This window comes from Pseudomonas sp. H9, assembly GCF_004353925.1.
Lineage (GTDB): Bacteria > Pseudomonadota > Gammaproteobacteria > Pseudomonadales > Pseudomonadaceae > Aquipseudomonas.
In genome coordinates this window covers 132812-158362 of record NZ_SMOK01000012.1, presented here as the reverse complement: position 1 = coordinate 158362, position 25551 = coordinate 132812, and the positions used below count along the sequence as shown (strand labels likewise).

Genomic DNA, 25551 nt, shown 5'->3' with positions numbered 1-25551 from the left:
GGCTCAGGCCTCCGCACCAGGTTGCTGGAAGGCAGAAAATGGCACTGGATCGACCGGAAAGCGCGGGCGCAACCAACCGACATCAAGGCGGCCAGTGGCTTCACGCAAGCGGTCACTGCAATACCCCACACACATGCGTCCCTGACAGTCCCCCATGCTCACCCGCGTGCGCATCTTCAGTGCAGCCATGTCTTCGACGCCCTGCTCCAGGGCCAGATCAATATCACCTCGGGTCACATGCTCACAGCGACAGACCACCGTGTCTGCCCGAGGCAGTTCGAGCTGCCGAGTGCCACGCGTGGTATAGCGTTCAACACCGGCCCGAAAGCGCTTGATTGCAGCCAACTGGCCCAGGTACTGCTCACGCAACTCAATCGCCTGCTCGGCCTTGAGCACTTCGCGTTGCAGCAGGATCGACACCGCGGCAATTCGCCCGGTCAGCATGGCCGCTTCTCCACCTCGGATCCCCCCCATATCGCCGGCCAGGTGGATGTGTGGCTGACTGCTTTGCTGCCAGACATTGCACTGCGCTCGCAGATAACCGTCGTCATGAAAACCGTGATCCAGCCCCAACTGCTGACTGAGCTGGGTACGCGGAATAAACCCGTAGCCCAAGGCCAGCGTTTGCGCGGGCTCGCGCTGGGCGCGGCTGTAGTCGGGCTGCCAACGGGCATCGTAAGGTGCCAGGATCACCTCAGTGAGCTCGCCTTCACCTCTGGCCTCAACCACTCCCCAGCCGTAATACATCGGAATGCCGTTGAGCTTCATGTAACCAAGCATGCTCAAGCCATTGAGGAACAGTTGCGGTTTGTTCAACAGCGCCAGGCTTTCCTTGGCGATCTTGCCGAACGCACAGGCTTCATACACCCCTACCACCTTGGCCCCCGCCGCGTGTAGCTGGCAGGCCACCAACGGCAACAACGGCCCGGTGCCGGCTATCACCGTGCCGCCCAACGGTTTGACCACACCGCTTTTAACCTGCAGTTGCAAACCGCCGAGTAGCTGTACGCCGGGCAGCGTCCATCCAGGAAATGGCACGTTACGCTCATGGCAACCGGCTGAAAGCAGCAGATGTGAATAGTCGATTTCCTGGAGGTACTCGTCGCCATCAAGCACCATCAGACGCTGTTTGTCCCCCCCTACTACACGGGTGTTCAAGCGTAGGTCGATACGCTCGGCGCAGTCGGCGAACTCCTTGTGCAGCGCACTCAGAGCCTTGCTGTAGCGCGCCCCGAGGTAGCCCAGATCGACCCCTCCACGCAGGGGGCCGCGATACACCACCCCACCAGGACGCGACGCTTCATCGAACACCACGCAGGGCTCACCATGGCGGGCCAACTCAATCGCCGCGGCCATACCAGCCGAGCCACCACCGACAATGACAGGACGCAAGCTCATGGCGCCTCCTGACCGTCGAAACGGTTGCTCAGGGTTTCAACCTGCATGCCGGGCTGAACCACGGTTTGGCAGGCGCGACGCTTGGGTCGGCCATTGATGGAAACCAGGCAGCAATGGCAAACACCCATGCCACAAAAAGCACCTGACAGCTGCGCATGATCGTTGCGCGCCACCTGGCGCAGGCCCACAGCATTGAGCACGCTGAGCACCGTCTCGCCGTTGGCGACGCTGACCGGTTGGCCGTTAAGTTGAATGGTCATATCCGCCCGCGACAGGGGCTGGATGTCGAGTTTTCGATCCAGTGTTTGCATAGTGCTTTTCATCCGTGAAAAGGGAGATTGGAATCCCTGACACTAGGGCAACGTCGCAATCGGTTCATTGATTTGGACCAATGAACCAGTCCTCCTGCCGTGCCACGGTAAGACGGTGGCACGTTACGAGCGCAAATCGCCAACATACGGACCTGTATTTGCTCAAAAGTGAAGGCTCCGACTAAGCTGGCGTCAGGCTCAAATCAGGATCGATTCGATGACCCATCTACCACTCACGCTGAGTCTGCTGCTCACTTGCGCCTGGCTCGAAGCGGCGCCGTTGCATGTGCCCACCCCAGCCGAACTCAAGGCACAACTTGAGCACCTCAAGCCAGGCCAGTTCCTCTGGTACCCGCAAGTCTCGCCGGTGGGGCCGGTCACCGTGGTGGTCAGCCTCACTGAGCAGCGTGCCTATGTCTATCGTAATGGCATCGCCATTGGCGTCAGCACCGTGAGTACCGGCAAGGAAGGTCGGGAAACCCCTACAGGGGTGTTCAGCATCCTGCAGAAAAAAGTCGAGCATAAATCCAGCCTCTACAACAGCGCGCCGATGCCCTACATGGAGCGGCTGACGTGGGACGGCATTGCCCTGCACGCGGGCCACCTGCCTGGTTACCCGGCCTCGCACGGCTGCGTGCGCCTGCCCATGGATTTCGCCAAGAAGCTATATGAAATCACCGGTTTCAGCTCAACCACAGTGATTGTCTCCGACACCCACAGTGCGCCAGTGGAGGTCTACCATCCGGGTGTATTGGCACCTACTGTCAGTGAGGGTAAAGCCCAAGGCCCTCTGGTGTTGAACGAACAGCAATTCTGGAACGATCCGGATCCGGCGGCGGGACCCTTGTCGATTCTGATCAGCCGTGCCGACCGACGCGCCTATGCATATCGCGGTGGCAAACTGGTCGGCTCGGCGCCAGCACTGACACTGAGCAACAGCCAGCGCCGTAGCGGCATGGCCGTGTATTCCTTGCTGCAAAAACCGCCAGCCGACGCACTCGACTCCGCAATTCCTTTGCGTTGGTCCGTGGTCGGGCTGAGCAACCCGGAATACGGTGACACGCCGTATGCACAGCTGGGCCAACTGGACATCAACCCGGAGTTCCGCCGTCATCTACGCACTGCGATGGACATCGGCACGATGTTGGTTATCACCGATTGGGCCTCTACCCGCGAGACCCGCAGCAGTGGAAATTTCACGGTGATCAGCACCGAAGACAGCGAACCAACTAAACCGTTGGTCAATAAATGATCGGCAATGGAGTGAAAATCAAGCAAAGTAGCGGCTTTTGGCCATAATCCAGCTGATTTTGCTCACATTGGGTTTGCCCTGAACGTTGGGGCCGCAAGCAGCTGTTTATCAGGATATCCCGACTTGATGTTTGAGAATTTGACGAAGGCCATGCGGCTCTCAGCGGCCGGTTTTGGCCTGTTTTTCCTGAGTGCCTGGCACACTGCCGAGGCGCAAACCCTGCCCACCGCCGCCGAACTCCAACGACTGGCGCCGTCCGCCAGCCTCTCGACCCTGGGACTGGCACTCACCGCCTATGAGTGCGCCAGCCACAGTAACGCGAACAAGTTGCTGACCGTGATCGATTACTCCAAGGCCTCGCGCGACAAGCGTTTGTGGGTATTCGACCTGAACGCCAGGAAACTGTTGTTCGAAGAGTGGGTTGCCCACGGCAAGAACAGCGGCGCCGACGTACCGACCGCGTTCTCCAACACCCCGAATAGCTTTAAGTCTTCCATCGGCCTGTATCAGACCGGTCAGACCTACAGTGGCAAACATGGCCGATCGTTACGCTTGGAGGGGCTAGAGCCAGGGTTCAATGACAACAGCATGTCGCGTGCAATTGTCATGCATGCTGCTGCCTACGCCGACCCCAAAGTAGTGCCCGGCCTGGGCCGCCTCGGCCGCAGTCAGGGCTGCCCTGCCGTACGCCCGGCAATTGCCGGCAAGCTGATCGATACACTGAAACGCGGTAGCTATGTCTTTGCTTACTACCCCCAGCAAGACTGGTTGAAGAAATCGCGTTTTCTCAGCGCCCAGAGCTGCCCGTTGGGTAATCAGGCACTGGCCAGCAAGTAGTCAAGGATCTCGACGAAACGGGCATGGAGTCGGCCCAGGCCTGCCTTGGCATTGGTCAAGGCAGGCCAGCCTACTTGATGTTCAGGGGCGGCGTTTCATAGGCTCTGAAATTCGCCGTCGTCAGATTCGCAACGCCACGCCCAGGCGCAGTTCCCGACCCGGATCATAGGCGCCGCGAATACCCTCGTAGCCCAAGATGTGTTCGAAGTCTTCGTTGCTCGCCTGGTCCAGGTACTGCTTGTCGAAGAGGTTCTTCAGCGTGAGGTTGAAGGTCAGCCGCTCGGGCACGGCCTGCCACTCGGCATAGACGTCATGCACGCCATAGCCGGGCTTATCCACAGTACCGACACTGGTATGAAGGTTATCGATGGCCTCGACGAAGCGTCCTTGCCAGCCCAGGGTCAGATTCTCGGTTGCGCGGTAGTCGGCGAAGGGGGTCCAGGTATCGCCAAAGCTGGTGCCCAGGCCATTATGTTCGTAGTCGTTGAGGCGCTCGCCATCGATGCGGGCATCATTGTGGTGATAGCCCATGCCGATGCTCAGCTTCTGCCAGTGATAAGCGGTCTGGAGGATCACGCCCTTGCTCTTCAGGTCGCCAATATTCTCGTACACGGCCGGTTTTGGCACGTCGTCGGCAATGGCGTCCTCGATGCGGGTGACATACGCCTTGGCGGAGAACTCCCAGCCTTGGTGGCGGTAGTCGAAACCTGCCTCTGTGGTCTGGGCCTTTTCCGGCTCCAGGTCGCTGGCGTTGCGCGCGGTGTCCAGCTTGAACGCATCACGCACCTGCATACCGCGCAGAGCGCGGGAGTGGCCGGCGAACAACGCCAGTTCCGGGGTCAGGTCGTAGCGCAGGCTGAGGTTGGGGCTGACGCCGTCATCGCGGAAGTTCTGACCGTCGCGGTCGTCGAGCTCGTAGAGGTCGTAGCGCAAACCCGCGCCCAACAGCAGGCGCGAGGTGACTTGATAGCTGTCTTGCAGGTAGAGGCCGGTGACGCTGCCGTCTTCGTCATCCAGCTCACGATTGCCCGCTGGGCCGAGGGTGCCACGATCTTCGCGATAGTCCACACCATAGGTCAGCGTATGCGCGCCGAGGTGGCTGGTGTTGCGCAGGTCCATGCCGGTGCTGCGGGTGTTGCCGAAGTAGAGGCCGAAGCGCCCGTCCTGTTGCAGTTCGTTCTCGGTGTGGAACGTGGTCAGTTCCAGGTCTACCAGCTCGTTATCCACAGGCTGGAAACCATAGTTCAGGGTCCAGGTCTCGCGCTCGCTCTTCATTGGGAAGAGGCGATTGAAGTTGCTGGGAATCCACTGCGGGCGCTGGCTGCGTTCACCTTCGTCGGTACGCTTTTCGTAGGACAGGCGCAGGGTCTGCTCCTCGGTCAGCTTGCCTACCAGTTTGGCGAATCCGAGTTTCTGCCGGGCTGCGGTACCCAGGACGTCGTCGTTGTTGCCGTCCTCGTAGTCGTTCTGGTCCTGGTAACTGGCCACGGCCAGGGCCGACCAGTCCGGGCTGAACCGGCCGAACAGGCTGGTGCTGGCCTTGTATCCTTCGCCATTACTGAAGTAGCCGCTCTTGACCAGGGCGCCGAAATCTTCGCCCTCGCGCAGCAAATCGTCCGGATCTTTGGTGATAAAGCGGATGGCACCGCCCAAGGCTCCGGCCCCCGCCGTGGCATCACCGGTGCCGGCCTGGGTATCGACGCGCTTGAGCAGCTCAGGCTCGATGCCGATGCGGCCAGTGTGGTGGAAGGTTTGCCCCGTCTGGGTAGCGCCATCGATGGTGATGTTCAGCTGAGTATCTTCCAAGCCACGCATATAGAGCTTCTGGGCAATACCGGGACCACCGCTGACGTTGATCTCGGGGCTGGACTCGAAGACATCCTCCAGGTCATTGGCCTGGAGCTTCTCCAGTTGCGGCACCTCGATATGCTCGGTGCGTTTCAAGCTGTCCGCAGACACCTCGCTGACCGCCAGCTCCAGCGGTTTGTTAGCGGTTTCTGCCTGGGCTGAGCCAACCAGAAAGCCGCCGAAGGTCATGGCGCCGAGCAGGGAAAGAGGATGGGGACAACGGAGCATGGTGGTACCTCGGGGTAAAATGAAAATACTTCGCATTTGCAAATTTTCATCTGCCCCGCTCGAACGCGAAATGATTTTTACAACTGTTACGAACCTGGCTGACGCGGCAGCACAAGTTCCATGAGCAGCCCCCCATTCGCCTGATTACGGGCACGGATACAACCGCCGGTGGCATGCATCTGGCGCTGGGCCAGGGCCAGGCCGAGGCCGAACCCCTTGCGCTCGCCCGGGGCACGGAAAAACGGCTGGAAAATACGCTCCAGCCATTCCTCCGGCACGCCCGGCCCCTGGTCGCTCACCTGCAAGCGGTAGTCCGCTCCCGCAGTGTCAAGGCTGACCCGCACCCGCCCGCCCGGTGGCGTGTGGTCCAGTGCATTGCGCACGACGTTCTCGATGGCTTGGCCCAGGGCGCGATGGCTGCTGCCCGTTAGCCGCGCTTCTCCCGGCAGTTCGATGTCTATCTCCCGGTCGGGGTACTCGAAGCGAGCATCGTCGAGGATGCTGTCGAGCAGTTCCGTCAGATCCAGGGCTTCATCGCGAAGCTGCGGTCGTTCGTTTTCCAGCCAACTCAGGGTCAGGGCATCCTCCACCAACCGGCGCATATCGTCACAGTCGTCGCGGATTCGGTCGAGCAACGGGCCACGCGTGCCCTCCTGCTCGGCCAGGCTCACTGCCATTTCAATACGCGTCAGCGGCGTACGCAGTTCGTGAGACATGTCCGCCAGGCGTTGGCGTTGGTCGATGATCAGTTGGCCGGTGCGTTCTGCCATGGCGTCGAAGGTGTCGGCCAGGCTGGCCAGTTCATCGTTGCGCGAGCCGAGCAGTGAACGCACCCGCACCTCATAGCGCCCCTCGCTGAACTGGCGGGTCGCCTGCTCCAAGCGACGCAAGGGCTGCATCAGATGGCGGTAGAGCACCAGGCTGACAATCAGCAGCACCACCAGCGGCACGCCCAACTGCAGCCCCAGGTGCGCGTAGTGCCAGTACAGGCCGGGCCGCATGCGCTGCGGCAGGACAATCAGCAGGTGGGTGCGGCCGTCGGCGAACGGCAGGTCCATGATGGGGTTTTCCGGGAAGTACAGGTGGATCTTCCAGGAAACATCACGGCCAAGGCTGAAGGTATCCACGAAACGCCGCGACAACTCGCTGCCCGCCAGCGGCCGCACCTGCGACTCCACTATCGCCGCCCAGGTTTGCTCCTGCTCCTGCAGGGTCCGCAGCCACTGGCCCAGCGCCTCGCGGTCGTCGGCGCGGTACAACGCCTCTGCCTGGGCGCCATAGTGGCGCAGGGTCTGTTGATGTTCGGGGTCGATGAAACTCATGCTTTCTTCGGTCTGCCAGGCCAGGCGGGCGATCACCCAGATCAGCGCGACTCCGCCCACCGCCAGCACGATGGCGAGTTTCCAGAACAGGCGACGGTTCATGGGAAGACGTAGCCCCGCCCGTGCAGGGTCTGCAGGCGATCGGCGCCCAGCCCGGCGTCCACCAATCGCCGGCGAATCCGGCTGACATGCATGTCCAGGCTGCGGTCGTAACTACTGTATTCGCGTTCCAGCACCAAGCGGTAGAGATAGGGCTTGCTCAGAGCCTCGCCGCGATTGGCCACCATCATCCAAAGCAACCGGAACTGGAGGGGCGTCAGGGCCAAATCGCGCTCGCCGACGCGTGCCTGCTGGGCATGGCGGTCGAGATGCAGTGCGTCCACCTGCAACTGCTGCGGCTGCTGGGCACGCGCGGCTTCCTGGGGGCGGCTGCGCCGTAGTACGGCGTCAATACGCAGTTGCAGCTCGGTGAGATTGAAAGGTTTCGACAGGTAGTCATCAGCACCGTGACGCAGGCCACGAATGCGCTCCTCCTCAGCCCCGCAGGCAGTGAGCATGATCACCGGCGTCTGCTGCTGTTCGCGCAGGCGTCGCAGCACGGAGAAACCGCTGGTATCCGGCAACATCACGTCCAGCAGGACGAGGTCCGGCTGCTCGGCGATCGCCAGCTCCAGCCCCTCCTCACCGCGCTGGCTGACGCAAATGGAATAGCCTTGCCCACGTAACAGCTCGGCGAGCTGGCGACTCAGGGTGAAGTCGTCTTCGATGATGAGGACGCGGGCCAGGCTGGTGGTCATGCTATCGATTCCTTCGATCTGAAGCGCAAAAGATAACAATTCTCAAGTAGATTGAAGAAATTCGCCAGCCCTAGATGTCCGACGCTGCTGATCGACCGCCCGTTTCCCGCTATATTCCCGCGGGTCCTCCGGGCTCCGCCATCGATTCCAACAGCCACACATAAGGAACATGTATGAAACTAAGCAATGAACGCATGGCAAATCACACCTTCCTCAGAGAGATGTATGCGGACAGTTATTTTCCCGATGCCGTCGTCAAGCAGTGCGAGGATGTGCTGGTGGCGCTTTGTCATGAGATTGAACAGCGCAAACCTGCCAATCTAAGTGCGCTCTACGAATTGAGTCATGCCGCCACTGAGCAGATCAACGCCTTGGAACAAGCGTTCGAAGAACATGGCAGCGAAATTGAAACGACCGGTCGTGAAGCCATTGCCGATGACTTTGCACGTATCGCGCGCGCCTATGGATTTTCAGATGCTGACTTCGAAGAGCTGATTGCTCCGCGCAATTGGTAGCTGTTCCAGGAACTGTTCGTGGTCGAGCAGTACCGTTGAAAAGTAGGTTACTAATTTAGCCTTGGTACGTACGGCAGATTTGGAGTGCGCGGCGTAAACACCGCGCAACCAGACTATCGCCATCACGTAACAAGAGCCTAGATCAGTGAAACGCAGCAAGCGGGGGCAATCTTGCTTCAGCGGCTACGGCGAGATAAATCTTGATATAGAACAATTCTGTACACCCCACAAAAAGTCGGCTGGTATCCTTAATCGCCCTTTTGGTGAGGGTAAAATTTTCCATGCATATGCTCATCGAGACCGCAATATGAGCCTAGAAAGTTATCTTCCCTACGTACCCGTTGTACTCGCTTTGATCGCTTTTATGGCTTTCCGATCGTCAAAGAAGTCTGCGTCGAACTCAACTAGAGCGCTTGCCCAAACCATAAAAAGCCATGATACGAAATATACATTTTCACTGAAATATGATTGCCGGCTGGGGGCGTGGAATCATGGTGGACACCTAACAGAGCTCGAAATTAGAAACGTAGGTGAGGTCCCCGTTGATGTAGCCGTTCACTATGAAGGAGTACTGGTGCTTCATGATCTTGAACACCCGCTCAAAGTGAATACAACCGCCGCGCATGCGACGATTAAGGCCGGTGAAAAAGAGACGCTGCGAATTGAGATAGTGAATGACGGATATGCCGGCCGAGCGAAATTTCAGATTCATTGCAAGGCAACGAACACGAACTGTCCTAAAGGGCAGAAGATGATCCTCGGGCGGGAAATCTTGGACATTCCTAAAAATCGTAGCGTTTGACTCCACACAGGCGACCTTTTTAGGCGAGATTGTTCGCCTGATGCATGCTCATCCACCCACTACGTCGTCGGGCTTAGCTAGCCCCGACGGGCTCCTGAACGCTCATCTCGGCAAGAGTCAGACTCAATGCGTTTGACGTTGCCGAAATTGCTTGATGAAAGCGGCATCCACGATGCTCATTAGCGGACGAGCCCAGTCCGCAGTTAACGAGCGAAGCATCACTGCCAGGGAGAACAACCTCCTTGACCATCCGCCTCCAGAGCGCTTGATTTTGCGAGAAGTCTCTGAACGGAAGGCGAACCGAGAAATCGATCCCCGGCCGCTTCCGACAGTTTTAATTCTCTAAAACCACCACTGATGCCAACTGCAGTAACCGTTACTCGACGGTCACCGACTTCGCCAAGTTACGCGGCTGGTCAACGTCGGTACCCTTGAGCACGGCCACGTAGTACGACAGCAGCTGCAGCGGAATGGTGTAAAGGATCGGCGCCAGGGCATCAATGATGTGCGGCACAGCAATCACGTGAGTGCCTTCGCCATTGCTCATACCGGCAGCCTGGTCGGCGAACACAATCAATTGACCGCCGCGGGCTCGCACTTCCTGCAGGTTGGACTTGAGCTTCTCCAGCAGTTCGTTGTTCGGCGCCACCGTCACCACTGGCATGTCGTTATCCACCAAAGCCAACGGACCATGCTTGAGCTCACCAGCCGGATAAGCTTCGGCGTGGATATAGGAGATTTCCTTGAGCTTCAGGGCACCTTCCATAGCCACCGGGAACTGTGCGCCACGGCCCAGGAACAGGGTGTGGTGCTTGTCGGCGAACAGCTCGGCGGTTTTCTCGACAGTGGCGTCCATGGCCAGGGCTTCGCCCAGGCGGGTTGGCAGGCGGCGCAGTTCTTCGACCAGTTCGGCTTCAACACCCGCCTTCAAGGTGCCGCGTACCTGGCCCAGGGACAGGGTCAGCAACATCAGCGAGACCAACTGGGTAGTGAACGCCTTGGTCGAGGCCACACCGATTTCTGGGCCGGCCTGGGTCAGCAGGGTCAGGTCCGATTCACGCACCAGCGAGCTGATACCAACGTTGCAGATGGCCAGGCTACCGAGGAAGCCCAGCTCCTTGGCATTGCGCAATGCGGCCAGGGTATCGGCCGTTTCGCCGGACTGAGAAATCGATACAAACAAGGTGTCCGGCTGCACCACGACTTTGCGGTAGCGGAACTCACTGGCCACTTCTACCTGGCACGGGATGCCCGCCAGTTCTTCGAGCCAGTAACGCGCAACCATACCAGCGTGATAGCTGGTACCACAGGCGACGATCTGTACATTACGAACTTTGGCGAACAGCTCGGCAGCCTGTGGGCCGAAGGCCTGGACCATGACGTGATCCTTGCCCAGACGCCCTTCAAGGGTGCGCTGCACCACGGTAGGTTGCTCATGAATTTCTTTGAGCATGAAGTGGCGATAGGTGCCCTTGTCCGCCGCTTCGGCGCCTTCGTGATACTGCACTGTTTCACGCTGCACCTGCTGACCAGCCTGATCCCAGATGGTGACTTGGGTGCGGCGGATTTCGGCGATGTCGCCCTCCTCCAGGTACATGAAGCGGTCGGTCACCTGACGCAGGGCCAACTGGTCGGACGCCAGGAAGTTCTCGCCATGACCCAGGCCAATCACCAGCGGGCTACCGCTGCGGGCAGCCAACAGGCGGTCAGGCTGATGCACGCTGATCACGGCCAAGCCGTAGGCGCCGTGCAGTTGCTTGACCGCGGCCTTGAGGGCGTCGGCCAGATCAGGAACGGTTTTCAACGTGTAATGCAGCAAGTGAACGATAACTTCAGTGTCCGTCTCAGAGCTGAACACGTAGCCCAGGCCCTTGAGCTTTTCACGCAGTTCTTCGTGGTTCTCGATGATGCCGTTGTGCACCACAGCCAGTTCTTGGCCAGAGAAATGCGGGTGTGCATTGTGTTCGGTTGGGGCACCGTGGGTAGCCCAACGGGTATGGGCAATACCCAGCTGGCCTGCCAGCGGATCGGCGTCCACAGCCGCTTGCAGTTCGCTCACCTTACCAATACGACGGCGGCGCTCCAGGGTGCCTTGCTGGGTGTAAACCGCCAGGCCGGCACTGTCATAACCACGGTATTCCAGGCGCTTGAGGCCTTCGATGAGGATGGAGGTGATATTACGCTCGGCGACGGCGCCTACGATTCCACACATTAGTTATGCTCCTTGGAGAGTGCGGCACAAATCACATGGACGCCGCGGGCTTCAATTTGTTCGCGCGCCTCGCTGGGCAAGCGCTCATCGGTAATCAGGGTGTTGACGCTGCCCCAGGGCAGTTCGAGGTTGGGGATCTTGCGCCCGACTTTGTCGGACTCGACCATCACGATCACTTCGCGGGCCACTTCAGCCATGACCCGGCTCAGGCCCAGCAATTCATTGAAGGTGGTGGTGCCCCGCGCCAAGTCGATGCCATCGGCACCGATAAACAACTGGTCGAAGTCATAAGAGCGCAATACCTGCTCAGCGACCTGCCCCTGGAACGATTCGGAATGCGGATCCCAGGTGCCGCCGGTCATCAGCAGCACAGGTTCGTGCTCCAGCTCGCTCAGGGCCCGGGCAACATTCAGTGAGTTGGTCATCACGACCAAACCCGGCTGGTGGCCAAGCTCTGGAATCATCGAGGCGGTGGTGCTGCCACTGTCGATAATGATGCGCGCATGCTCACGGATGCGTTCGACTGCTGCCTTGGCGATTGCCTGCTTATATAGCGAGATCGGTTGGCCCTGATCGGCGATCAGTTCCTGAGGCATGGTGACCGCCCCGCCGTAGCGACGCAGTAGCAAGCCATTGGCTTCCAGGGCTGCGAGATCCTTGCGAATGGTCACTTCAGATGTTTCGAAACGTTTGGCTAGCGCATCGACGCTCACCTCTCCCTGTTCAGTGAGCAGGGCAAGGATGTTGTGACGGCGTTGTGGCGTGTTACGTTTCGACATGGCGTCTTTAAGTTTCGATTCGAAAGTTAGTGGTTGCAATCAAAACCTAAAGCACCCGGAGCGTCAAGGGGACAGGAGAAAATTTCCGATGGGGTGTGTTATCCACAGGCCAGAGTGGGAGCGGGCTTGCCCCGCGATAGCTGACCATCTGTTACATCGCCTCGCGGGGCAAGCCCGCTCCTACAGAGGAGTTTTGTCCACAGGCATGAAAAAGGCCGACTTATGCACAATCCAGTCGGCCCTTTTTGTCAGCTGTGTATAACTCAGCTTTTTTTGATCTTCTCTGGACGCTTCCAGCCATCAATATTGCGCTGGCGTGCACGACCAACCGCCAGCTGGCCGGCTTCGACGGTTTGGGTGATGGTTGAACCCGCCGCTGTGGTCGCACCATCAAGGATATCCACAGGCGCTACCAGCGAATTATTCGAACCGATGAACACGTCTTCGCCCAGGGTGGTCTTGAACTTGTTTGCGCCATCGTAGTTGCAGGTGATGGTACCGGCACCAATGTTGGTGCGTGCGCCGATCTCGGCGTCGCCCAGGTAGGCCAGGTGACCAGCCTTGGCGCCTTCACCCAGATGGGCGTTCTTCAGTTCAACAAAGTTACCCACATGGGCACGTGCTTCCAGCACGCTGCCCGGGCGCAGGCGGGCAAACGGGCCGGCATCGCTGCCCTCGCCCATGATCGCGCCTTCGAGGTGGCTGTTGGCTTTGACCACAGCCCCCTTGCGCAGGGTGGTGTTCTTGATGACGCAGTTCGGGCCGATGACCACGTCGTCTTCAATGACCACACGGCCTTCGAGAATTACGTTGATATCAATGAGCACGTCGCGACCAACGGTCACTTCACCGCGCACGTCGAAGCGTGCCGGATCACGCAGGGTAACGCCCTGAGCCATCAAACGACGCGCTTCGCGCAGCTGGTAGTGACGCTCAAGCTCAGACAACTGACGACGGTCATTGGCGCCCTGCACTTCCATTGGGTCGTGCGGCTGCTCGGTGGCGACCACCAGGCCGTCGGATACTGCCATGGCGATGACGTCGGTCAGGTAGTACTCGCCCTGAGCATTGTTGTTCGACAAACGGCCCAGCCATTCGGCCAGTCGGGCACCCGGTACCGCGAGAATGCCGGTGTTGCCTTCTTTGATCGCTTTCTGCGCGTCGGTGGCATCCTTGTGTTCAACGATTGCCGCCACCTGGCCCTGAGCGTCACGGACGATGCGGCCGTAGCCGGTCGGGTCGTCCAGGGTAACGGTCAGCAGACCAAGCTGCGTCGGAGTCACCTTGGCCAACAAGCGCTTGAGGGTATCGACTTCAATAAGTGGTACATCACCGTAGAGGATCAGCACAGTCTCTGCACCCAGAGCCGGCAATGCCTGGGCCACGGCATGGCCGGTACCCAGTTGCTTGTCTTGCATGACAAAGTTCAGATCATCAGACGCCAAACGCTCACGTACCAGCTCGGCACCGTGCCCGATGACCACGTGAATACCCTGTGGCTGAAGCTGACGGGCGCTGTGGATAACATGGCCAAGCATGGAGTCGCCAGCAACCGGATGCAGTACCTTGGGCAGCGCAGAGCGCATGCGGGTACCTTGGCCTGCGGCAAGAATAACGATATCGAGAGACATTGACGGGCTACCAATCCTAGAAGGCCAGTGATGTGACCAGAGTATGAAACGCAGAAAAAGAAAAAGGGTAGCCGAGGCTACCCTTTAACTCAATCGCAGTAGAAGTGATCGGCCTGGGCCAGATTACTTGCCTCTGCGCATTTGCTGGACGGTACGCAGCTGAGCTGCGGCCTCGGCCAGACGTGCGGCGGCGGCGCCGTAGTCGAACTCCGCGCCTTTATGGGTCAGGGCATTCTCAGCAGCCTTGAGGGCCTCCTGAGCCTGAGCTTCATCCAGGTCAGCAGCACGTTGCACGGTATCGGCAAGCACCTTGACCATGTTCGGCTGAACCTCGAGGAAACCACCAGAGATGTAGAACACCTCTTGGGCGCCACCCTGCTTGGTCAGCGTGATAGGACCTGGCTTGAGATTGGTGATCAGCGGCGCGTGGCCTGGAGCGATACCAAGATCACCCAGGTTACCGTGCGCAACTACCATCTCGACCAGGCCGGAGAAGATCTCTCCTTCCGCGCTGACGATATCGCAATGGACTGTCATAGCCATCTGCTTGCCTCAACCTGATTAGCGCCCCTTTCGGGGCGCCGGGATTACAGTTTCTTGGCTTTCTCGACCGCTTCTTCGATGCCGCCGACCATGTAGAACGCTTGTTCTGGCAGGTGGTCGTAGTCACCTTTGAGGATGCCGCTGAAGCCAGCAATGGTGTCTTTCAGGGAAACGTATTTACCTGGAGAACCAGTGAAGACTTCTGCCACGAAGAACGGCTGGGACAGGAAGCGCTGGATCTTACGAGCACGGGATACCAGTTGCTTGTCGGCTTCGGACAGTTCGTCCATACCCAGAATCGCAATGATGTCCTTCAGCTCTTTGTAACGCTGCAGCACGTACTGAACGCCACGAGCGGTGTCGTAGTGTTCGTTGCCGATGACGTTCGGGTCCAGCTGGCGCGAAGTCGAGTCCAGTGGGTCTACCGCTGGGTAGATACCCAGGGAAGCGATGTCACGGGACAGTACGACGGTGGCGTCCAAGTGGGCGAAGGTGGTCGCTGGCGACGGGTCAGTCAGGTCGTCCGCAGGTACGTATACGGCCTGGATCGAGGTGATCGAACCTTCTTTGGTCGAAGTGATACGCTCTTGCAGAACGCCCATCTCTTCAGCCAGAGTCGGCTGGTAACCTACTGCCGAAGGCATACGGCCCAGCAGTGCGGATACTTCAGTACCGGCCAGGGTGTAACGATAGATGTTGTCGACGAACAGCAGAACGTCGTTACCTTCGTCACGGAACTTCTCAGCCATGGTCAGGCCGGTCAGCGCTACGCGCAGACGGTTTCCTGGTGGCTCGTTCATTTGGCCGTATACCAGAGCAACCTTGTCCAGTACGTTGGAATCCTTCATCTCGTGGTAGAAGTCGTTACCCTCACGAGTACGCTCACCCACGCCGGCGAACACGGAATAACCGCTGTGCTCGATGGCGATGTTACGGATCAGTTCCATCATGTTTACGGTTTTGCCTACACCGGCACCACCGAACAGACCAACTTTACCACCCTTGGCGAACGGGCAAACCAGGTCGATAACCTTGATGCCGGTTTCCAGCAGGTCGTTGCCGCCTGCCTGGTCAGCGAAGGAAGGCGCGTCACGGTGGATACCCCAACGCTCTTCTTCACCGATCGGGCCGGCTTCGTCGATTGGGTTACCCAGGACGTCCATGATACGGCCCAGGGTCGCTTTACCAACCGGTACCGAGATGGCTGCGCCAGTGTCGTTTACGTCCAGGCCACGTTTCAGGCCTTCGGTGGAACCCATCGCAATGGTACGAACCACGCCGTCGCCCAGCTGCTGCTGAACTTCCAGGGTGGTTTCCGCGCCGACTACTTTCAGCGCGTTATAGACACTCGGTACGCTGTCACGTGGAAATTCCACGTCGATGACGGCGCCGATGATTTGAACGATACGTCCGCTACTCATAGCTGGATCCTCTGAATATTTGAACCGTTAAACCGCGGCAGCGCCGCCGACGATTTCCGAGATCTCTTGGGTGATCGCAGCCTGACGCGCCTTGTTGTAGATCAGCTGCAATTCGCTGATCAAATCACCGGCGTTGTCGGTGGCGTTCTTCATCGCGATCATCCGGGCAGCTTGTTCAGCTGCGTTGTTCTCGACCACCGCCTGGTAGACCTGCGACTCCACGTAACGCACCATCAGGCCGTCCAGCAGCTCTTTGGCGTCAGGTTCGTAGAGGTAGTCCCAGTGGTGCTTGAGTTCTTGATCCGGGGTTGCTACCAACGGAATCAACTGCTCGACCGTTGGCGTTTGCGTCATGGTATTGATGAACTTGTTCGATACCACGGACAGACGATCGATACGACCGTCCAGGTAAGCATCCAGCATAACCTTGACGCTGCCGATCAGATCATTGATCGACGGCTCTTCGCCCAGGTGGCTGATTGCTGCTACGACGTTGCCGCCGAAGCTGCGGAAAAATGCCGCACCCTTGCTACCAACCACGCAAAGATCGATCTCGATACCTTGCTCGCGGTTGACTGCCATGTCCTTGACCAGGGCCTTGAACAGGTTGGTGTTCAAGCCACCGCACAAACCACGGTCACTGCTCACAACGACATAACCAACGCGCTTTACTGGGCGGTCGATCATGAACGGGTGACGGTACTCCGGGTTGGCGTTGGCCAGATGACCAATTACCTGGCGGATACGCTCCGCATAGGGACGGCTAGCAGCCATGCGCATTTGAGCCTTGCGCATTTTGCTGACCGCCACTTTTTCCATGGCGCTGGTAATTTTTTGCGTGCTTTTGATGCTCGCAATCTTACTGCGAATCTCTTTTGCGCCTGCCATGTAACACCTATCAGGTTAGCAAGCGGGGGCTGCAAAGCCCCCACTGCGGCTTACCAGGTTTGGGTGGCCTTGAACTTCTCGATACCGGCTTTGATGCCAGCGTCGATTTCGTCGTTGAAGTCACCCTTCACGTTGATCTTCGCCATCAGTTCGGCGTGATCACGGTTGAAGTAAGCAATCAGCGCTTGTTCGAAGCTGCCGACTTTGGCGATTTCAACGTCAGTCAGGAACCCACGCTCAGCGGCATACAGCGACAGCGCCATGTCCGCGATGGACATTGGAGCGTATTGCTTCTGCTTCATCAGCTCGGTAACACGTTGACCGTGCTCGAGTTGCTTACGGGTGGCTTCGTCCAGGTCAGAAGCGAACTGGGCGAATGCAGCCAGTTCACGGTACTGAGCCAGAGCGGTACGGATACCACCGGAGAGCTTCTTGATGATCTTGGTCTGAGCGGCACCACCCACACGGGATACCGAAACACCGGCGTTAACTGCAGGGCGGATGCCCGAGTTGAACATGGCCGATTCCAGGAAGATCTGACCGTCGGTGATGGAAATCACGTTGGTCGGAACGAACGCGGAAACGTCGCCAGCCTGGGTTTCGATGATCGGCAGTGCGGTCAGGGAACCGGTTTTGCCAGTTACAGCACCGTTGGTGAACTTCTCAACGTACTCTTCGGAAACCCGCGATGCACGCTCCAGCAGACGGGAGTGGAGATAGAACACGTCACCTGGGTACGCTTCACGTCCTGGTGGACGGCGCAGCAGCAGGGAGATCTGACGGTAAGCAACAGCCTGTTTCGACAGGTCATCGTATACGATCAGCGCGTCTTCACCGCGGTCACGGAAGAACTCGCCCATGGTGCAACCGGCGTATGGCGCCAGGAATTGCAGTGCGGCGGATTCCGAAGCACTGGCAACAACCACGATGGTGTTGGCCAGGGCGCCGTTTTCTTCCAGCTTGCGAACGATGTTGGCAACGGTGGAACGCTTTTGGCCGACAGCAACATAAACACAGAAAATACCGGAGTCTTTCTGGTTGATGATGGCGTCGATCGCCATAGCGGTTTTACCGATCTGACGGTCACCGATGATCAGCTCACGCTGGCCACGGCCGACAGGGATCATGGCGTCGACAGATTTGTAGCCAGTCTGTACAGGCTGGTCTACCGACTTACGCCAGATCACGCCCGGAGCAACTTTCTCGACCGCGTCGGTCTCGGTGTTGCCCAGCGGGCCTTTGCCGTCGATTGGGTTACCCAGTGCGTCGACAACGCGACCCAGCAGTTCCTTACCAACTGGAACTTCGAGGATGCGGCCGGTGCACTTGGCACTCATGCCTTCAGCGAGGGTGTCGTAAGCGCCCAGTACTACCGCACCAACGGAGTCTTGCTCCAGGTTGAGGGCCATACCGTAAACGCCGCCTGGAAATTCGATCATTTCGCCGTACATAACGTCGGCCAGACCGTAAATCCGCACGATGCCGTCAGAAACGCTGACGACAGTACCTTCGTTGCGAGCTTGAGAAGCTACATCGAGACTCTCGATGCGGCCCTTGATGATTTCACTAATTTCGGAAGGATTGAGTTGCTGCATTGCTCTGCTGCCCCTTCAAACTCAAGATTTCAATGCTTCGGCCAGTTTCGCGATTTTGCCGCGGACTGAGCCATCGATAACCAGGTCGCCGGCGCGGATTACGACGCCACCGATCAGGCTGGCATCCTCCGACACTTGCAGGCGCACTTCCCGGTCGAGCCGTGCACTGAGAACCTTGGCGAGTTTGTCTTGCTGTTCTTGGTTCAACGCAAAAGCACTGGTGACTTCCACGTCCACGGATTTCTCTTGTTCGGCTTTGTACAGCTCGAACAACGCCGAAATCTCCGGCAACAGCAGGAGACGTTCGTTTTCCGCGGCAACTTGGATGAAACTCTTTGCCTGTGCATCAAACTTGTCACCGCACACTTCAACAAAAGTGGCGGCCTTTTCTGCGCTCGTCAGTCGCGGGGCCTTGAGCAGGCGCTGCATGGTGTCGTCTTGCGACACCGCAGCAGCCAGGCCGAGCATGGCTGACCAATTGGCCAGTTGCTGATGGGCCTGGGCATGCTCAAAGGCAGCCTTAGCGTAAGGTCGGGCCAACGTGGTCAGTTCTGCCATGATCGCCCTCGCTTAAATTTCAGCGGCCAGTTTGTTAACCAGCTCCGCATGCGCGTTTTGATCGATTGTGGCGCCAAGGATCTTTTCAGCACCGCCAACGGCCAGGCTACCCACTTGGGCGCGCAGCGCGTCTTTGACGCTGTTAATTTCCTGTTCGATCTCGGCCTGAGCCTGAGCCTTCACACGGTCAGCTTCGACGCGGGCCTGATCACGGGCTTCCTCGACGATCTGAGCACCGCGCTTCTTGGCTTGCTCAATGATTTCGGCTGCCTGAGCTTTCGCTTCGCGCAGTTGCTGACCCACTTTGTCTTGGGCCAACTCCAGGTCGCGAGCTGCTCGGTTGGCAGCGTCCAGACCATCCGCGATCTTCTTCTGACGTTCTTGCAATGCCGCGATGACCGGAGGCCACACGAACTTCATGCAGAACAGCACAAAAATGAAGAACGCAACGGACTGACCAATCAGGGTTGCATTAATGTTCACGCCAACACCTCGCTCGTTCTTTGTCCATCACACCAAACCACTCGAAAATTCGAGTGATTAGCCGGCGATTTGACCAACGAAAGGATTAGCGAAGGTGAAGAACAGAGCGATACCAACACCGATCATGGTTACGGCGTCGAGCAGACCGGCAACGATGAACATTTTAACTTGCAGCATTGGAACCATCTCTGGCTGGCGAGCAGCGCCTTCCAGGAACTTGCCGCCCAGCAGGCCGAAACCAATGGCGGTACCCAGAGCACCCAGGCCGATCAGCAGAGCAACAGCGATAGCGGTAAGACCAACTACAGTTTCCATCTTTCCTCCCGACTTTTACGTCGTATTGGTTAGGTTTTTTAGTTTGAAGCGGTAAAACAAAATCGTTTTGTACAGCTGCCCTTGCGGACGATTTCGACCCTCCCCTGTATGAGCAGAAGGGTCATCAGACACGCCAGGCGGTCTTAATGGTTATCTTCGTGAGCCATCGACAGGTAGACGATGGTAAGCATCATGAAGATGAACGCTTGCAGGGTGATGATCAGGATGTGGAACACAGCCCACGCCCATTGCAGCACCACACCCAGGCCGCTCAGCCACAGCAGGCCGCTGCCGAACATCACAGCGATCAGGATGAACACCAGCTCGCCGGCATACATGTTGCCGAACAGACGCAGGGCCAGCGAGATTGGCTTGGCGATCAGGGTGACGAATTCAAGCAGGAAGTTGACCGGAATCAGCAGGATCTGAACGAAGATGTTCTTGCTGCCGAATGGGTGCAGGGTCAGTTCGCCGATGAAACCGCCGATACCCTTGACCTTGATGCTGTAGAAAATGATCAGGGCGAACACGCTGAAGGCCATGGCCAGGGTCGCGTTCGGGTCGGTGGTCGATACCGCGCGGAACGGAATGTGCGGATCACCGGAGATCAGGATGGCCAGCTGAGGAATCCAGTCGACCGGGATCAGGTCGATGGCGTTCATCAGGAAAACCCAGACGAAAATGGTCAGTGCCAGTGGGGCGATCACCGGGCTGCGACCGTGGAAGCTGTCCTTGACGCTGCCGTCAACGAACTCAACCAGCACTTCAACGAAGTTCTGCAGGCCGCCAGGCTGGCCGGAAGTCGCCTTCTTGGCTGCCATGCGGAACAGGAATACGAACAGCAGACCCAGTGCGACCGACCAACCCAGGGTATCCAGGTGGAAAGCCCAGAAGCCCATTGCTTTGGCTTCTGCTGCGGAATGGGCAAAGCCCCAACCGCCGTCTGGTAGTTGACCGAAGGTCAGGTTCTGCAAGTGGTGCTGGATATAGCCCGAAGCGGTTTCTGCTGCCATGGTTGCCTCAAACGCCCTAAGGTCTCGAAAGTCTTATATTCATCAGCAGGGGCGCGAACCAGCTGACCAACTGGGTCAGCAGAAAGACACCGAAGACTGCTAACGGCGCCAATGGCTTCACTCCTGCAAACGTCAGTGCAAACAGCACTGCCGTCAAAATCAATTTGCCTGCTTCGCCAGCGTAAAACGACTTGACGATAGCCTGCGCTGCCCTGGCCCCCGTATAACGAAAAGCCTTCCAGGCGAAATACACATTGGGTAGCCAGGCAATCAACCCTCCGCAGAGTGCTGAATATCCACTGACCGCCCCGTGCCACTGCCACAACACCAAAGTTGCCAACAAAAACACGACACACTGAGCCAACAGTACGGGAAAAACCGCCCAGCGATGGAAAGGCAAGCGGTTTGGCGTGCGGGTTTCCATCACAACTGCTCCTCGAAAGTCGACCAGCCAGTCAATTATGAATTGGCATAATTTGTGCCGACAAAATGCGCGCAGAGTATAGGGGCGGTTTAACCCCTATTCAACTGCCGGGTAGTGATTTCCGACTGCGCGCTACAAAACGAATTGTTTCAGCGGATGTGAGCTAGCACACCTTGCAACTCATCTAAAGAGTTATATCGGATAACTAACTGACCTTTACCTTTGTTGCCGTGACGTATCTGTACTGCCGAGCCCAAACGCTCTGCCAGCCGCTGTTCAAGGCGGGTAATGTCCGGATCAGGTTTGGCCGGTTCGACCGGTTCAGGTTTGCCATTGAGCCACTGGCGAACCAGTGCCTCGGTCTGGCGCACGGTCAGACCACGTGCGACAACATGACGCGCCCCGTCGACCTGCTGTTCTTCCGGCAAACCCAGCAGGGCACGAGCATGGCCCATTTCCAGATCACCGTGCGCCAGCATGGTCTTGATCACATCCGGCAGCGAAATCAGACGCAGCAGGTTGGCCACGGTGACCCGTGACTTACCCACCGCATCCGCGACTTGCTGCTGGGTCAGTTGGAACTCCACCTGCAAGCGCTGCAGGGCAATGGCCTCTTCCACCGGGTTGAGGTCTTCGCGCTGGATGTTCTCGATCAGGGCCATGGCAATGGCCGCTTCGTCGGGGACATCCCGGACCATGGCCGGGATGGTGTCGACACCGGCCTGCTGGCTGGCACGCCAGCGACGCTCACCGGCAATGATTTCGTAGCGGTTCTCGCCAATCGGGCGCACCACGATCGGCTGCATGACGCCCTGGTTCTTGATCGACTGAGCCAGTTCTTCCAGCGCTTGCGGGTCCATATCCCGACGAGGCTGGTACTTGCCACGCTCGATCAGGTCGAGCGGCAGATGTTGCAGTTCTTTCTGGTCGACCTTTACAGCCTGCTCTTCGAGCGCGCTGACGGTAGGACCACTGAGCAGTGCATCCAACCCACGTCCGAGACCCCGTTTCTTAACGGCCATGCGGATTCCTTAAGTTGTTTGTGCAGTGCGTGATGGACGGCGCTGACGGCGTACGAGTTCCCCAGCCAGGGCCAGGTACGCCAATGCGCCGCGCGATTGCTTGTCGTACGCCAGGGCCGGCATACCGAAGCTCGGTGCCTCGGCCAGGCGGATGTTGCGCGGGATCACCGTGTCATACAGTTGGTCGCCAAAGTGTTCCTTGAGTTGCGCAGACACGTCGTTGATCAGGCTCAGACGCGGATCAAACATGGTTCGCAGCAGGCCCTCGACTTTCAACTGTGGATTCAACCGTTCGCCAATACGCTTGATGTTATCCACAAGGTCACTCAAGCCTTCCAGCGCAAAATATTCACATTGCATCGGAATGATTACGCCATCGGCAGCAACCAGTGCGTTAAGTGTCAGCATCGACAGCGACGGCGGGCAGTCGATCAGGATGTAGTCGTAACTTTCCCGAATCGGCGCCAGTGCCGTGCGCAGACGGCTTTCCTTCATCTGCATTTCCAGCAGCACGACCTCGGCGGCCGTCAGGTCCCGGTTGGCCGGCAACAGCTGGTAACCGCCATGCTCGGAAACGTGCATGGCCTGAGCCAGATCGCATTCGCCGATCAACAGATCGTAAACCGAATGCTCCAAGACGTGCTTATCCACACCGCTACCCATGGTGGCGTTGCCCTGTGGATCGAGATCGATCAGCAGCACTCGACGCTTGGTCGCGACCAGCGATGCTGCGAGGTTGATACAGGTGGTGGTCTTACCCACACCACCTTTCTGGTTCGCGATAGCGAATACCTTAGCCATTCTTGCTTGTGTTCCCAATCATGCCGTGCGGCGCAGTATCAGCAGATGGCGCTGGCCTTGGCAACCCGGAACGGTCAAGGCCTGCTCGCTATCCACTCTGAAATCTGCCGGCAATGCTACCAGCTCGTCAGCAGGATGCAGCCCTTTCATTGCCAGCCACTGCGTCTGTTCGTCGCCCAGGTGGCGCGTCCAGTTGGTGAAGTTCTCCATACTGCTGAACGCCCGCGACACAATGCCGGTGAACGGCTGTGCCGGTTGGAACTCTTCGACGCGCTTGTGGATAACTGTCAGGTTGTCCAGTTTGAGTTCCAGCTTTACCTGCGTCAGGAAGCGGGTTTTCTTGCCATTGCTGTCCAGCACCGTGACTTGTTTGTCCGGATGCAAAATAGCCAGGGGAATTCCCGGCATGCCACCACCGCTGCCCACATCGAGCCAGCGCTCGCTGTGGATAAACGGCATGACGCTCAAGCTGTCGAGCAAGTGGCGGGAAACCATTTCGTCCGGATTACGCACAGCAGTCAGGTTGTAGGCCTTGTTCCACTTTATCAACAAGGCCAGGTAAGCCAGCAATTGCGCATGCTGCGCCTCGCTCAGCTCGACACCGAGCTGGCGGGCACCTGTGGACAACTCTTCGGCGTGTTGAGGGGTGACCTGAGAACTCAAGCGCTTTGCTCCAACTCGCGGCCAGCGCCGCGTTTTTTCAGATGAATCAGCAACAGGGAAATCGCCGCCGGGGTCACGCCTGGAATACGCGACGCTTGGCCGAGCGTTTCAGGGCGGGTCTGGCCAAGTTTGCTCTGAATCTCCTTGGACAGACCGGAAATACCGCTGTAATCGATATCGTCGGGCAGTCGGGTGTCTTCGCTGGCACGCAACCGGGCGATTTCTTCCTGTTGCCGGTCGATGTAACCGGCGTATTTGGTCTTGATCTCGACCTGCTCGGCCACCTGTGGGTCGATTTCGTTGCCGCCGGTCACTTCAATCAGGCCAGCGTAGTCGATTTCCGGGCGGGTCAGCAGGTTGAGCAAGTTGTATTCGTGGCTCAATGGCGTGCCGAATTTCTCGGCAATGGCCTGGCCTTGGGCAGTATCCGGGCGTACCCAGGTTGTTTTCAGTCGCTGTTCTTCCTGGGCAATGCCTTCGCGCTTGGCGCTGAAAGCAGCCCAGCGTTCATCATCGACCAGACCCAACTCGCGACCTTTTTCGGTCAGGCGCAGATCGGCGTTGTCTTCACGCAGAATCAAACGGTACTCGGCACGCGAAGTGAACATCCGGTATGGCTCCTGGGTACCCAGGGTGATCAGGTCGTCAACCAACACGCCGATGTACGCTTCGTCACGACGCGGGCACCAGCTTTCGCGGCCCAGCGCGCGCAGTGCGGCGTTGGTTCCGGCAAGCAGGCCTTGTGCACCGGCTTCTTCGTAGCCGGTGGTGCCGTTGATCTGCCCGGCAAAGAACAGGCCGCCGATGACTTTGGTTTCCAGGCTGTACTTGAGGTCACGCGGGTCGAAGTAGTCGTACTCGATGGCATAGCCCGGGCGCACGATATGAGCGTTTTCCATACCGCGGATCGAACGGACGATCTGCAACTGCACATCGAACGGCAAGGATGTGGATATCCCGTTCGGGTACAGCTCATGGGTATTCAGACCTTCCGGTTCGATGAACACCTGGTGGCTTTCCTTGTCGGCAAAGCGATGGATCTTGTCTTCAATCGACGGGCAGTAGCGCGGCCCGATGCCCTCGATAACCCCTGAGTACATCGGCGAACGATCAAGGTTCGCGGCAATGATCTCGTGGGTACGGGCATTGGTGTGGGTAATCCAGCAACTCACTTGCCGCGGATGCATGGCTTTGTCGCCCATGAACGACATCACCGGGATTGGCGTATCGCCTGGTTGCTCGGTCATCACCGAGAAATCCACAGATCGGCCATCGATGCGCGGTGGGGTACCGGTTTTCAATCGACCAACGCGCAGCGGCAGTTCGCGCATGCGCTGAGCCAACGCGTTTGCAGGTGGATCGCCTGCACGCCCCCCTGAGTAATTCTGCAAACCAATGTGGATAAGTCCACCGAGGAACGTGCCGCTGGTCAATACCACAGAGTCCGCGAAGAAACGCAGACCCATTTGAGTCACCACACCGCGTACCTGGTCTTGCTCGACGATCAGGTCATCACAGGACTGCTGGAATATCCACAGGTTGGGTTGATTCTCGAGAATTTCACGGACAACTGCTTTGTAGATCGCGCGATCAGCCTGGGCGCGAGTTGCGCGCACCGCTGGGCCTTTACGGTTGTTCAAAACACGGAACTGGATACCGCTCTTGTCAGTGGCCAACGCCATGACGCCACCGAGCGCATCGATTTCCTTGACCAAGTGGCTCTTGCCGATGCCACCGATGGCCGGGTTGCAACTCATATGACCGAGGGTTTCCACGTTATGGGTCAGCAGCAGGGTTTTTACGCCCATGCGTGCAGATGCAAGCGCAGCCTCGGTACCGGCATGGCCGCCGCCGATGACGATCACTTCAAAACGGGAAGGGAAATCCACCACG

The 25551-nt window shown here is 58.3% G+C and carries 25 protein-coding genes; 4 read left to right on the top strand and 21 right to left on the bottom strand.

All coding sequences use genetic code 11. From position 1 onward, the window contains the following. Positions 1 to 3: 3 nt before the first annotated feature. Complete coding sequence (hcnB, locus tag E1573_RS11305; protein ID WP_133213632.1) at positions 4 to 1398, bottom strand: cyanide-forming glycine dehydrogenase subunit HcnB; 1395 nt, start codon at positions 1396 to 1398, stop codon at positions 4 to 6. Next, a complete protein-coding gene (gene hcnA, locus E1573_RS11300; protein ID WP_133213630.1) occupies positions 1395 to 1709 on the bottom strand; it encodes a cyanide-forming glycine dehydrogenase subunit HcnA in 315 nt (104 codons plus the stop codon). The genes hcnB and hcnA overlap by 4 nt, the downstream gene beginning before the upstream one ends. 217 nt (positions 1710 to 1926) lie before the next feature. On the opposite strand from hcnA, the gene E1573_RS11295 reads away from it, so the two are divergent. Both E1573_RS11295 and E1573_RS11290 read left to right on the top strand, forming a co-directional pair. Further along, complete coding sequence (locus tag E1573_RS11295; RefSeq protein ID WP_133213628.1) at positions 1927 to 2961, top strand: L,D-transpeptidase; 1035 nt, start codon at positions 1927 to 1929, stop codon at positions 2959 to 2961. A gap of 150 nt (positions 2962 to 3111) precedes the next feature. Beyond that, positions 3112 to 3798: a murein L,D-transpeptidase catalytic domain family protein gene (locus E1573_RS11290; protein ID WP_371925156.1), complete on the top strand. Its 687-nt coding sequence runs from the start codon at positions 3112 to 3114 to the stop codon at positions 3796 to 3798. Positions 3799 to 3918: 120 nt separating this feature from the next. On the opposite strand, the gene E1573_RS11285 is transcribed toward E1573_RS11290, so the two are convergent. From E1573_RS11285 to E1573_RS11275, 3 genes are all read right to left on the bottom strand, one after another. Next, entirely contained in the window at positions 3919 to 5874 is a 1956-nt protein-coding gene (locus E1573_RS11285) for a TonB-dependent receptor domain-containing protein (RefSeq protein ID WP_133213625.1), read from the bottom strand. A gap of 86 nt (positions 5875 to 5960) precedes the next feature. Continuing rightward, a complete protein-coding gene (locus E1573_RS11280; protein ID WP_133213623.1) occupies positions 5961 to 7298 on the bottom strand; it encodes a sensor histidine kinase in 1338 nt (445 codons plus the stop codon). Next, positions 7295 to 7993, bottom strand: coding sequence for a response regulator transcription factor (locus tag E1573_RS11275; RefSeq protein WP_133213621.1), 699 nt, complete (start codon positions 7991 to 7993; stop codon positions 7295 to 7297). Before E1573_RS11275 ends, E1573_RS11280 begins: the two co-directional genes overlap by 4 nt. A 173-nt stretch (positions 7994 to 8166) precedes the next feature. Here E1573_RS11275 and E1573_RS11270 point away from each other — a divergent pair, with 173 nt between their 5' ends. Together E1573_RS11270 and E1573_RS11265 are read left to right on the top strand one after the other, a co-directional pair. Continuing rightward, entirely contained in the window at positions 8167 to 8508 is a 342-nt protein-coding gene (locus E1573_RS11270; protein WP_133213619.1) for a DUF5713 family protein, read from the top strand. 145 nt (positions 8509 to 8653) lie between these two features. Further along, the gene (locus tag E1573_RS11265) at positions 8654 to 9310 is read left to right on the top strand and encodes a hypothetical protein (RefSeq protein ID WP_133213617.1); all 657 of its coding nucleotides are present in this window, start codon (positions 8654 to 8656) and stop codon (positions 9308 to 9310) included. 376 nt (positions 9311 to 9686) lie between these two features. Here E1573_RS11265 and glmS read toward each other — a convergent pair whose 3' ends face one another. The 16 genes from glmS to mnmG all read right to left on the bottom strand — a co-directional run bounded on the left by glmS (position 9687) and on the right by mnmG (position 25547). Beyond that, complete coding sequence (glmS, locus tag E1573_RS11260) at positions 9687 to 11522, bottom strand: glutamine--fructose-6-phosphate transaminase (isomerizing) (protein WP_133213615.1); 1836 nt, start codon at positions 11520 to 11522, stop codon at positions 9687 to 9689. Continuing rightward, positions 11522 to 12301, bottom strand: a complete 780-nt coding sequence (locus tag E1573_RS11255; RefSeq protein ID WP_133213613.1) for a DeoR/GlpR family DNA-binding transcription regulator — start codon at positions 12299 to 12301, stop codon at positions 11522 to 11524. Before E1573_RS11255 ends, glmS begins: the two co-directional genes overlap by 1 nt. 263 nt (positions 12302 to 12564) lie before the next feature. Beyond that, the gene (gene glmU, locus E1573_RS11250; RefSeq protein WP_133213611.1) at positions 12565 to 13932 is read right to left on the bottom strand and encodes a bifunctional UDP-N-acetylglucosamine diphosphorylase/glucosamine-1-phosphate N-acetyltransferase GlmU; all 1368 of its coding nucleotides are present in this window, start codon (positions 13930 to 13932) and stop codon (positions 12565 to 12567) included. 123 nt (positions 13933 to 14055) lie between these two features. Next, positions 14056 to 14475, bottom strand: a complete 420-nt coding sequence (locus tag E1573_RS11245) for a F0F1 ATP synthase subunit epsilon (RefSeq protein ID WP_133213609.1) — start codon at positions 14473 to 14475, stop codon at positions 14056 to 14058. Positions 14476 to 14519: 44 nt separating this feature from the next. Beyond that, positions 14520 to 15896 (bottom strand): F0F1 ATP synthase subunit beta, encoded by a 1377-nt coding sequence (gene atpD / locus E1573_RS11240; protein WP_128322009.1) that lies wholly within the window; start codon positions 15894 to 15896, stop codon positions 14520 to 14522. A 27-nt stretch (positions 15897 to 15923) separates the two neighbouring features. Continuing rightward, positions 15924 to 16784 (bottom strand): F0F1 ATP synthase subunit gamma, encoded by an 861-nt coding sequence (gene atpG / locus E1573_RS11235; RefSeq protein WP_028942550.1) that lies wholly within the window; start codon positions 16782 to 16784, stop codon positions 15924 to 15926. A 50-nt stretch (positions 16785 to 16834) separates the two neighbouring features. Further along, positions 16835 to 18379 carry a F0F1 ATP synthase subunit alpha gene (gene atpA / locus E1573_RS11230; protein WP_133213607.1) on the bottom strand — a complete coding sequence of 515 codons (1545 nt, stop codon included), beginning with the start codon at positions 18377 to 18379 and terminating at the stop codon, positions 16835 to 16837. 21 nt (positions 18380 to 18400) lie between these two features. After that, on the bottom strand, positions 18401 to 18937 hold the full coding sequence (locus E1573_RS11225; RefSeq protein ID WP_038616138.1) for a F0F1 ATP synthase subunit delta: 537 nt from the start codon (positions 18935 to 18937) through the stop codon (positions 18401 to 18403). A gap of 12 nt (positions 18938 to 18949) precedes the next feature. Beyond that, a complete protein-coding gene (locus tag E1573_RS11220) occupies positions 18950 to 19420 on the bottom strand; it encodes a F0F1 ATP synthase subunit B (protein WP_075804305.1) in 471 nt (156 codons plus the stop codon). A 57-nt stretch (positions 19421 to 19477) separates the two neighbouring features. Continuing rightward, complete coding sequence (gene atpE, locus E1573_RS11215; RefSeq protein ID WP_003097235.1) at positions 19478 to 19735, bottom strand: F0F1 ATP synthase subunit C; 258 nt, start codon at positions 19733 to 19735, stop codon at positions 19478 to 19480. A 143-nt stretch (positions 19736 to 19878) separates the two neighbouring features. Then, positions 19879 to 20748 carry a F0F1 ATP synthase subunit A gene (gene atpB / locus E1573_RS11210; RefSeq protein ID WP_133213605.1) on the bottom strand — a complete coding sequence of 290 codons (870 nt, stop codon included), beginning with the start codon at positions 20746 to 20748 and terminating at the stop codon, positions 19879 to 19881. Between the two features lie 16 nt (positions 20749 to 20764). Then, positions 20765 to 21172, bottom strand: a complete 408-nt coding sequence (locus E1573_RS11205) for a F0F1 ATP synthase subunit I (protein WP_133213603.1) — start codon at positions 21170 to 21172, stop codon at positions 20765 to 20767. A gap of 149 nt (positions 21173 to 21321) precedes the next feature. Then, positions 21322 to 22194, bottom strand: a complete 873-nt coding sequence (locus E1573_RS11200; protein WP_133213601.1) for a ParB/RepB/Spo0J family partition protein — start codon at positions 22192 to 22194, stop codon at positions 21322 to 21324. Positions 22195 to 22203: 9 nt separating this feature from the next. Then, positions 22204 to 22995: a ParA family protein gene (locus E1573_RS11195; RefSeq protein ID WP_133213599.1), complete on the bottom strand. Its 792-nt coding sequence runs from the start codon at positions 22993 to 22995 to the stop codon at positions 22204 to 22206. 18 nt (positions 22996 to 23013) lie between these two features. After that, a complete protein-coding gene (gene rsmG, locus E1573_RS11190; protein ID WP_133213597.1) occupies positions 23014 to 23658 on the bottom strand; it encodes a 16S rRNA (guanine(527)-N(7))-methyltransferase RsmG in 645 nt (214 codons plus the stop codon). Further along, positions 23655 to 25547 (bottom strand): tRNA uridine-5-carboxymethylaminomethyl(34) synthesis enzyme MnmG, encoded by a 1893-nt coding sequence (gene mnmG / locus E1573_RS11185; protein ID WP_133213595.1) that lies wholly within the window; start codon positions 25545 to 25547, stop codon positions 23655 to 23657. Before mnmG ends, rsmG begins: the two co-directional genes overlap by 4 nt. Between the last annotated feature and the right edge of the window lie 4 nt (positions 25548 to 25551).

What these genes read in the sequence shown, in the direction of transcription:
- hcnB (WP_133213632.1), bottom strand. Translation starts at nt 1,398, where the DNA reads ATGAGCTTGCGTCCTGTCATTGTCGGTGGTGGCTCGGCTGGTATGGCC.
- hcnA (WP_133213630.1), bottom strand. Translation starts at nt 1,709, where the DNA reads ATGCAAACACTGGATCGAAAACTCGACATCCAGCCCCTGTCGCGGGCG.
- E1573_RS11295 (WP_133213628.1), top strand. Translation starts at nt 1,927, where the DNA reads ATGACCCATCTACCACTCACGCTGAGTCTGCTGCTCACTTGCGCCTGG.
- E1573_RS11290 (WP_371925156.1), top strand. Translation starts at nt 3,112, where the DNA reads ATGCGGCTCTCAGCGGCCGGTTTTGGCCTGTTTTTCCTGAGTGCCTGG.
- E1573_RS11285 (WP_133213625.1), bottom strand. Translation starts at nt 5,874, where the DNA reads ATGCTCCGTTGTCCCCATCCTCTTTCCCTGCTCGGCGCCATGACCTTC.
- E1573_RS11280 (WP_133213623.1), bottom strand. Translation starts at nt 7,298, where the DNA reads ATGAACCGTCGCCTGTTCTGGAAACTCGCCATCGTGCTGGCGGTGGGC.
- E1573_RS11275 (WP_133213621.1), bottom strand. Translation starts at nt 7,993, where the DNA reads ATGACCACCAGCCTGGCCCGCGTCCTCATCATCGAAGACGACTTCACC.
- E1573_RS11270 (WP_133213619.1), top strand. Translation starts at nt 8,167, where the DNA reads ATGAAACTAAGCAATGAACGCATGGCAAATCACACCTTCCTCAGAGAG.
- glmS (WP_133213615.1), bottom strand. Translation starts at nt 11,522, where the DNA reads ATGTGTGGAATCGTAGGCGCCGTCGCCGAGCGTAATATCACCTCCATC.
- E1573_RS11255 (WP_133213613.1), bottom strand. Translation starts at nt 12,301, where the DNA reads ATGTCGAAACGTAACACGCCACAACGCCGTCACAACATCCTTGCCCTG.
- glmU (WP_133213611.1), bottom strand. Translation starts at nt 13,932, where the DNA reads ATGTCTCTCGATATCGTTATTCTTGCCGCAGGCCAAGGTACCCGCATG.
- E1573_RS11245 (WP_133213609.1), bottom strand. Translation starts at nt 14,475, where the DNA reads ATGGCTATGACAGTCCATTGCGATATCGTCAGCGCGGAAGGAGAGATC.
- atpD (WP_128322009.1), bottom strand. Translation starts at nt 15,896, where the DNA reads ATGAGTAGCGGACGTATCGTTCAAATCATCGGCGCCGTCATCGACGTG.
- atpG (WP_028942550.1), bottom strand. Translation starts at nt 16,784, where the DNA reads ATGGCAGGCGCAAAAGAGATTCGCAGTAAGATTGCGAGCATCAAAAGC.
- atpA (WP_133213607.1), bottom strand. Translation starts at nt 18,379, where the DNA reads ATGCAGCAACTCAATCCTTCCGAAATTAGTGAAATCATCAAGGGCCGC.
- E1573_RS11225 (WP_038616138.1), bottom strand. Translation starts at nt 18,937, where the DNA reads ATGGCAGAACTGACCACGTTGGCCCGACCTTACGCTAAGGCTGCCTTT.
- atpE (WP_003097235.1), bottom strand. Translation starts at nt 19,735, where the DNA reads ATGGAAACTGTAGTTGGTCTTACCGCTATCGCTGTTGCTCTGCTGATC.
- atpB (WP_133213605.1), bottom strand. Translation starts at nt 20,748, where the DNA reads ATGGCAGCAGAAACCGCTTCGGGCTATATCCAGCACCACTTGCAGAAC.
- E1573_RS11205 (WP_133213603.1), bottom strand. Translation starts at nt 21,172, where the DNA reads ATGGAAACCCGCACGCCAAACCGCTTGCCTTTCCATCGCTGGGCGGTT.
- E1573_RS11200 (WP_133213601.1), bottom strand. Translation starts at nt 22,194, where the DNA reads ATGGCCGTTAAGAAACGGGGTCTCGGACGTGGGTTGGATGCACTGCTC.
- E1573_RS11195 (WP_133213599.1), bottom strand. Translation starts at nt 22,995, where the DNA reads ATGGCTAAGGTATTCGCTATCGCGAACCAGAAAGGTGGTGTGGGTAAG.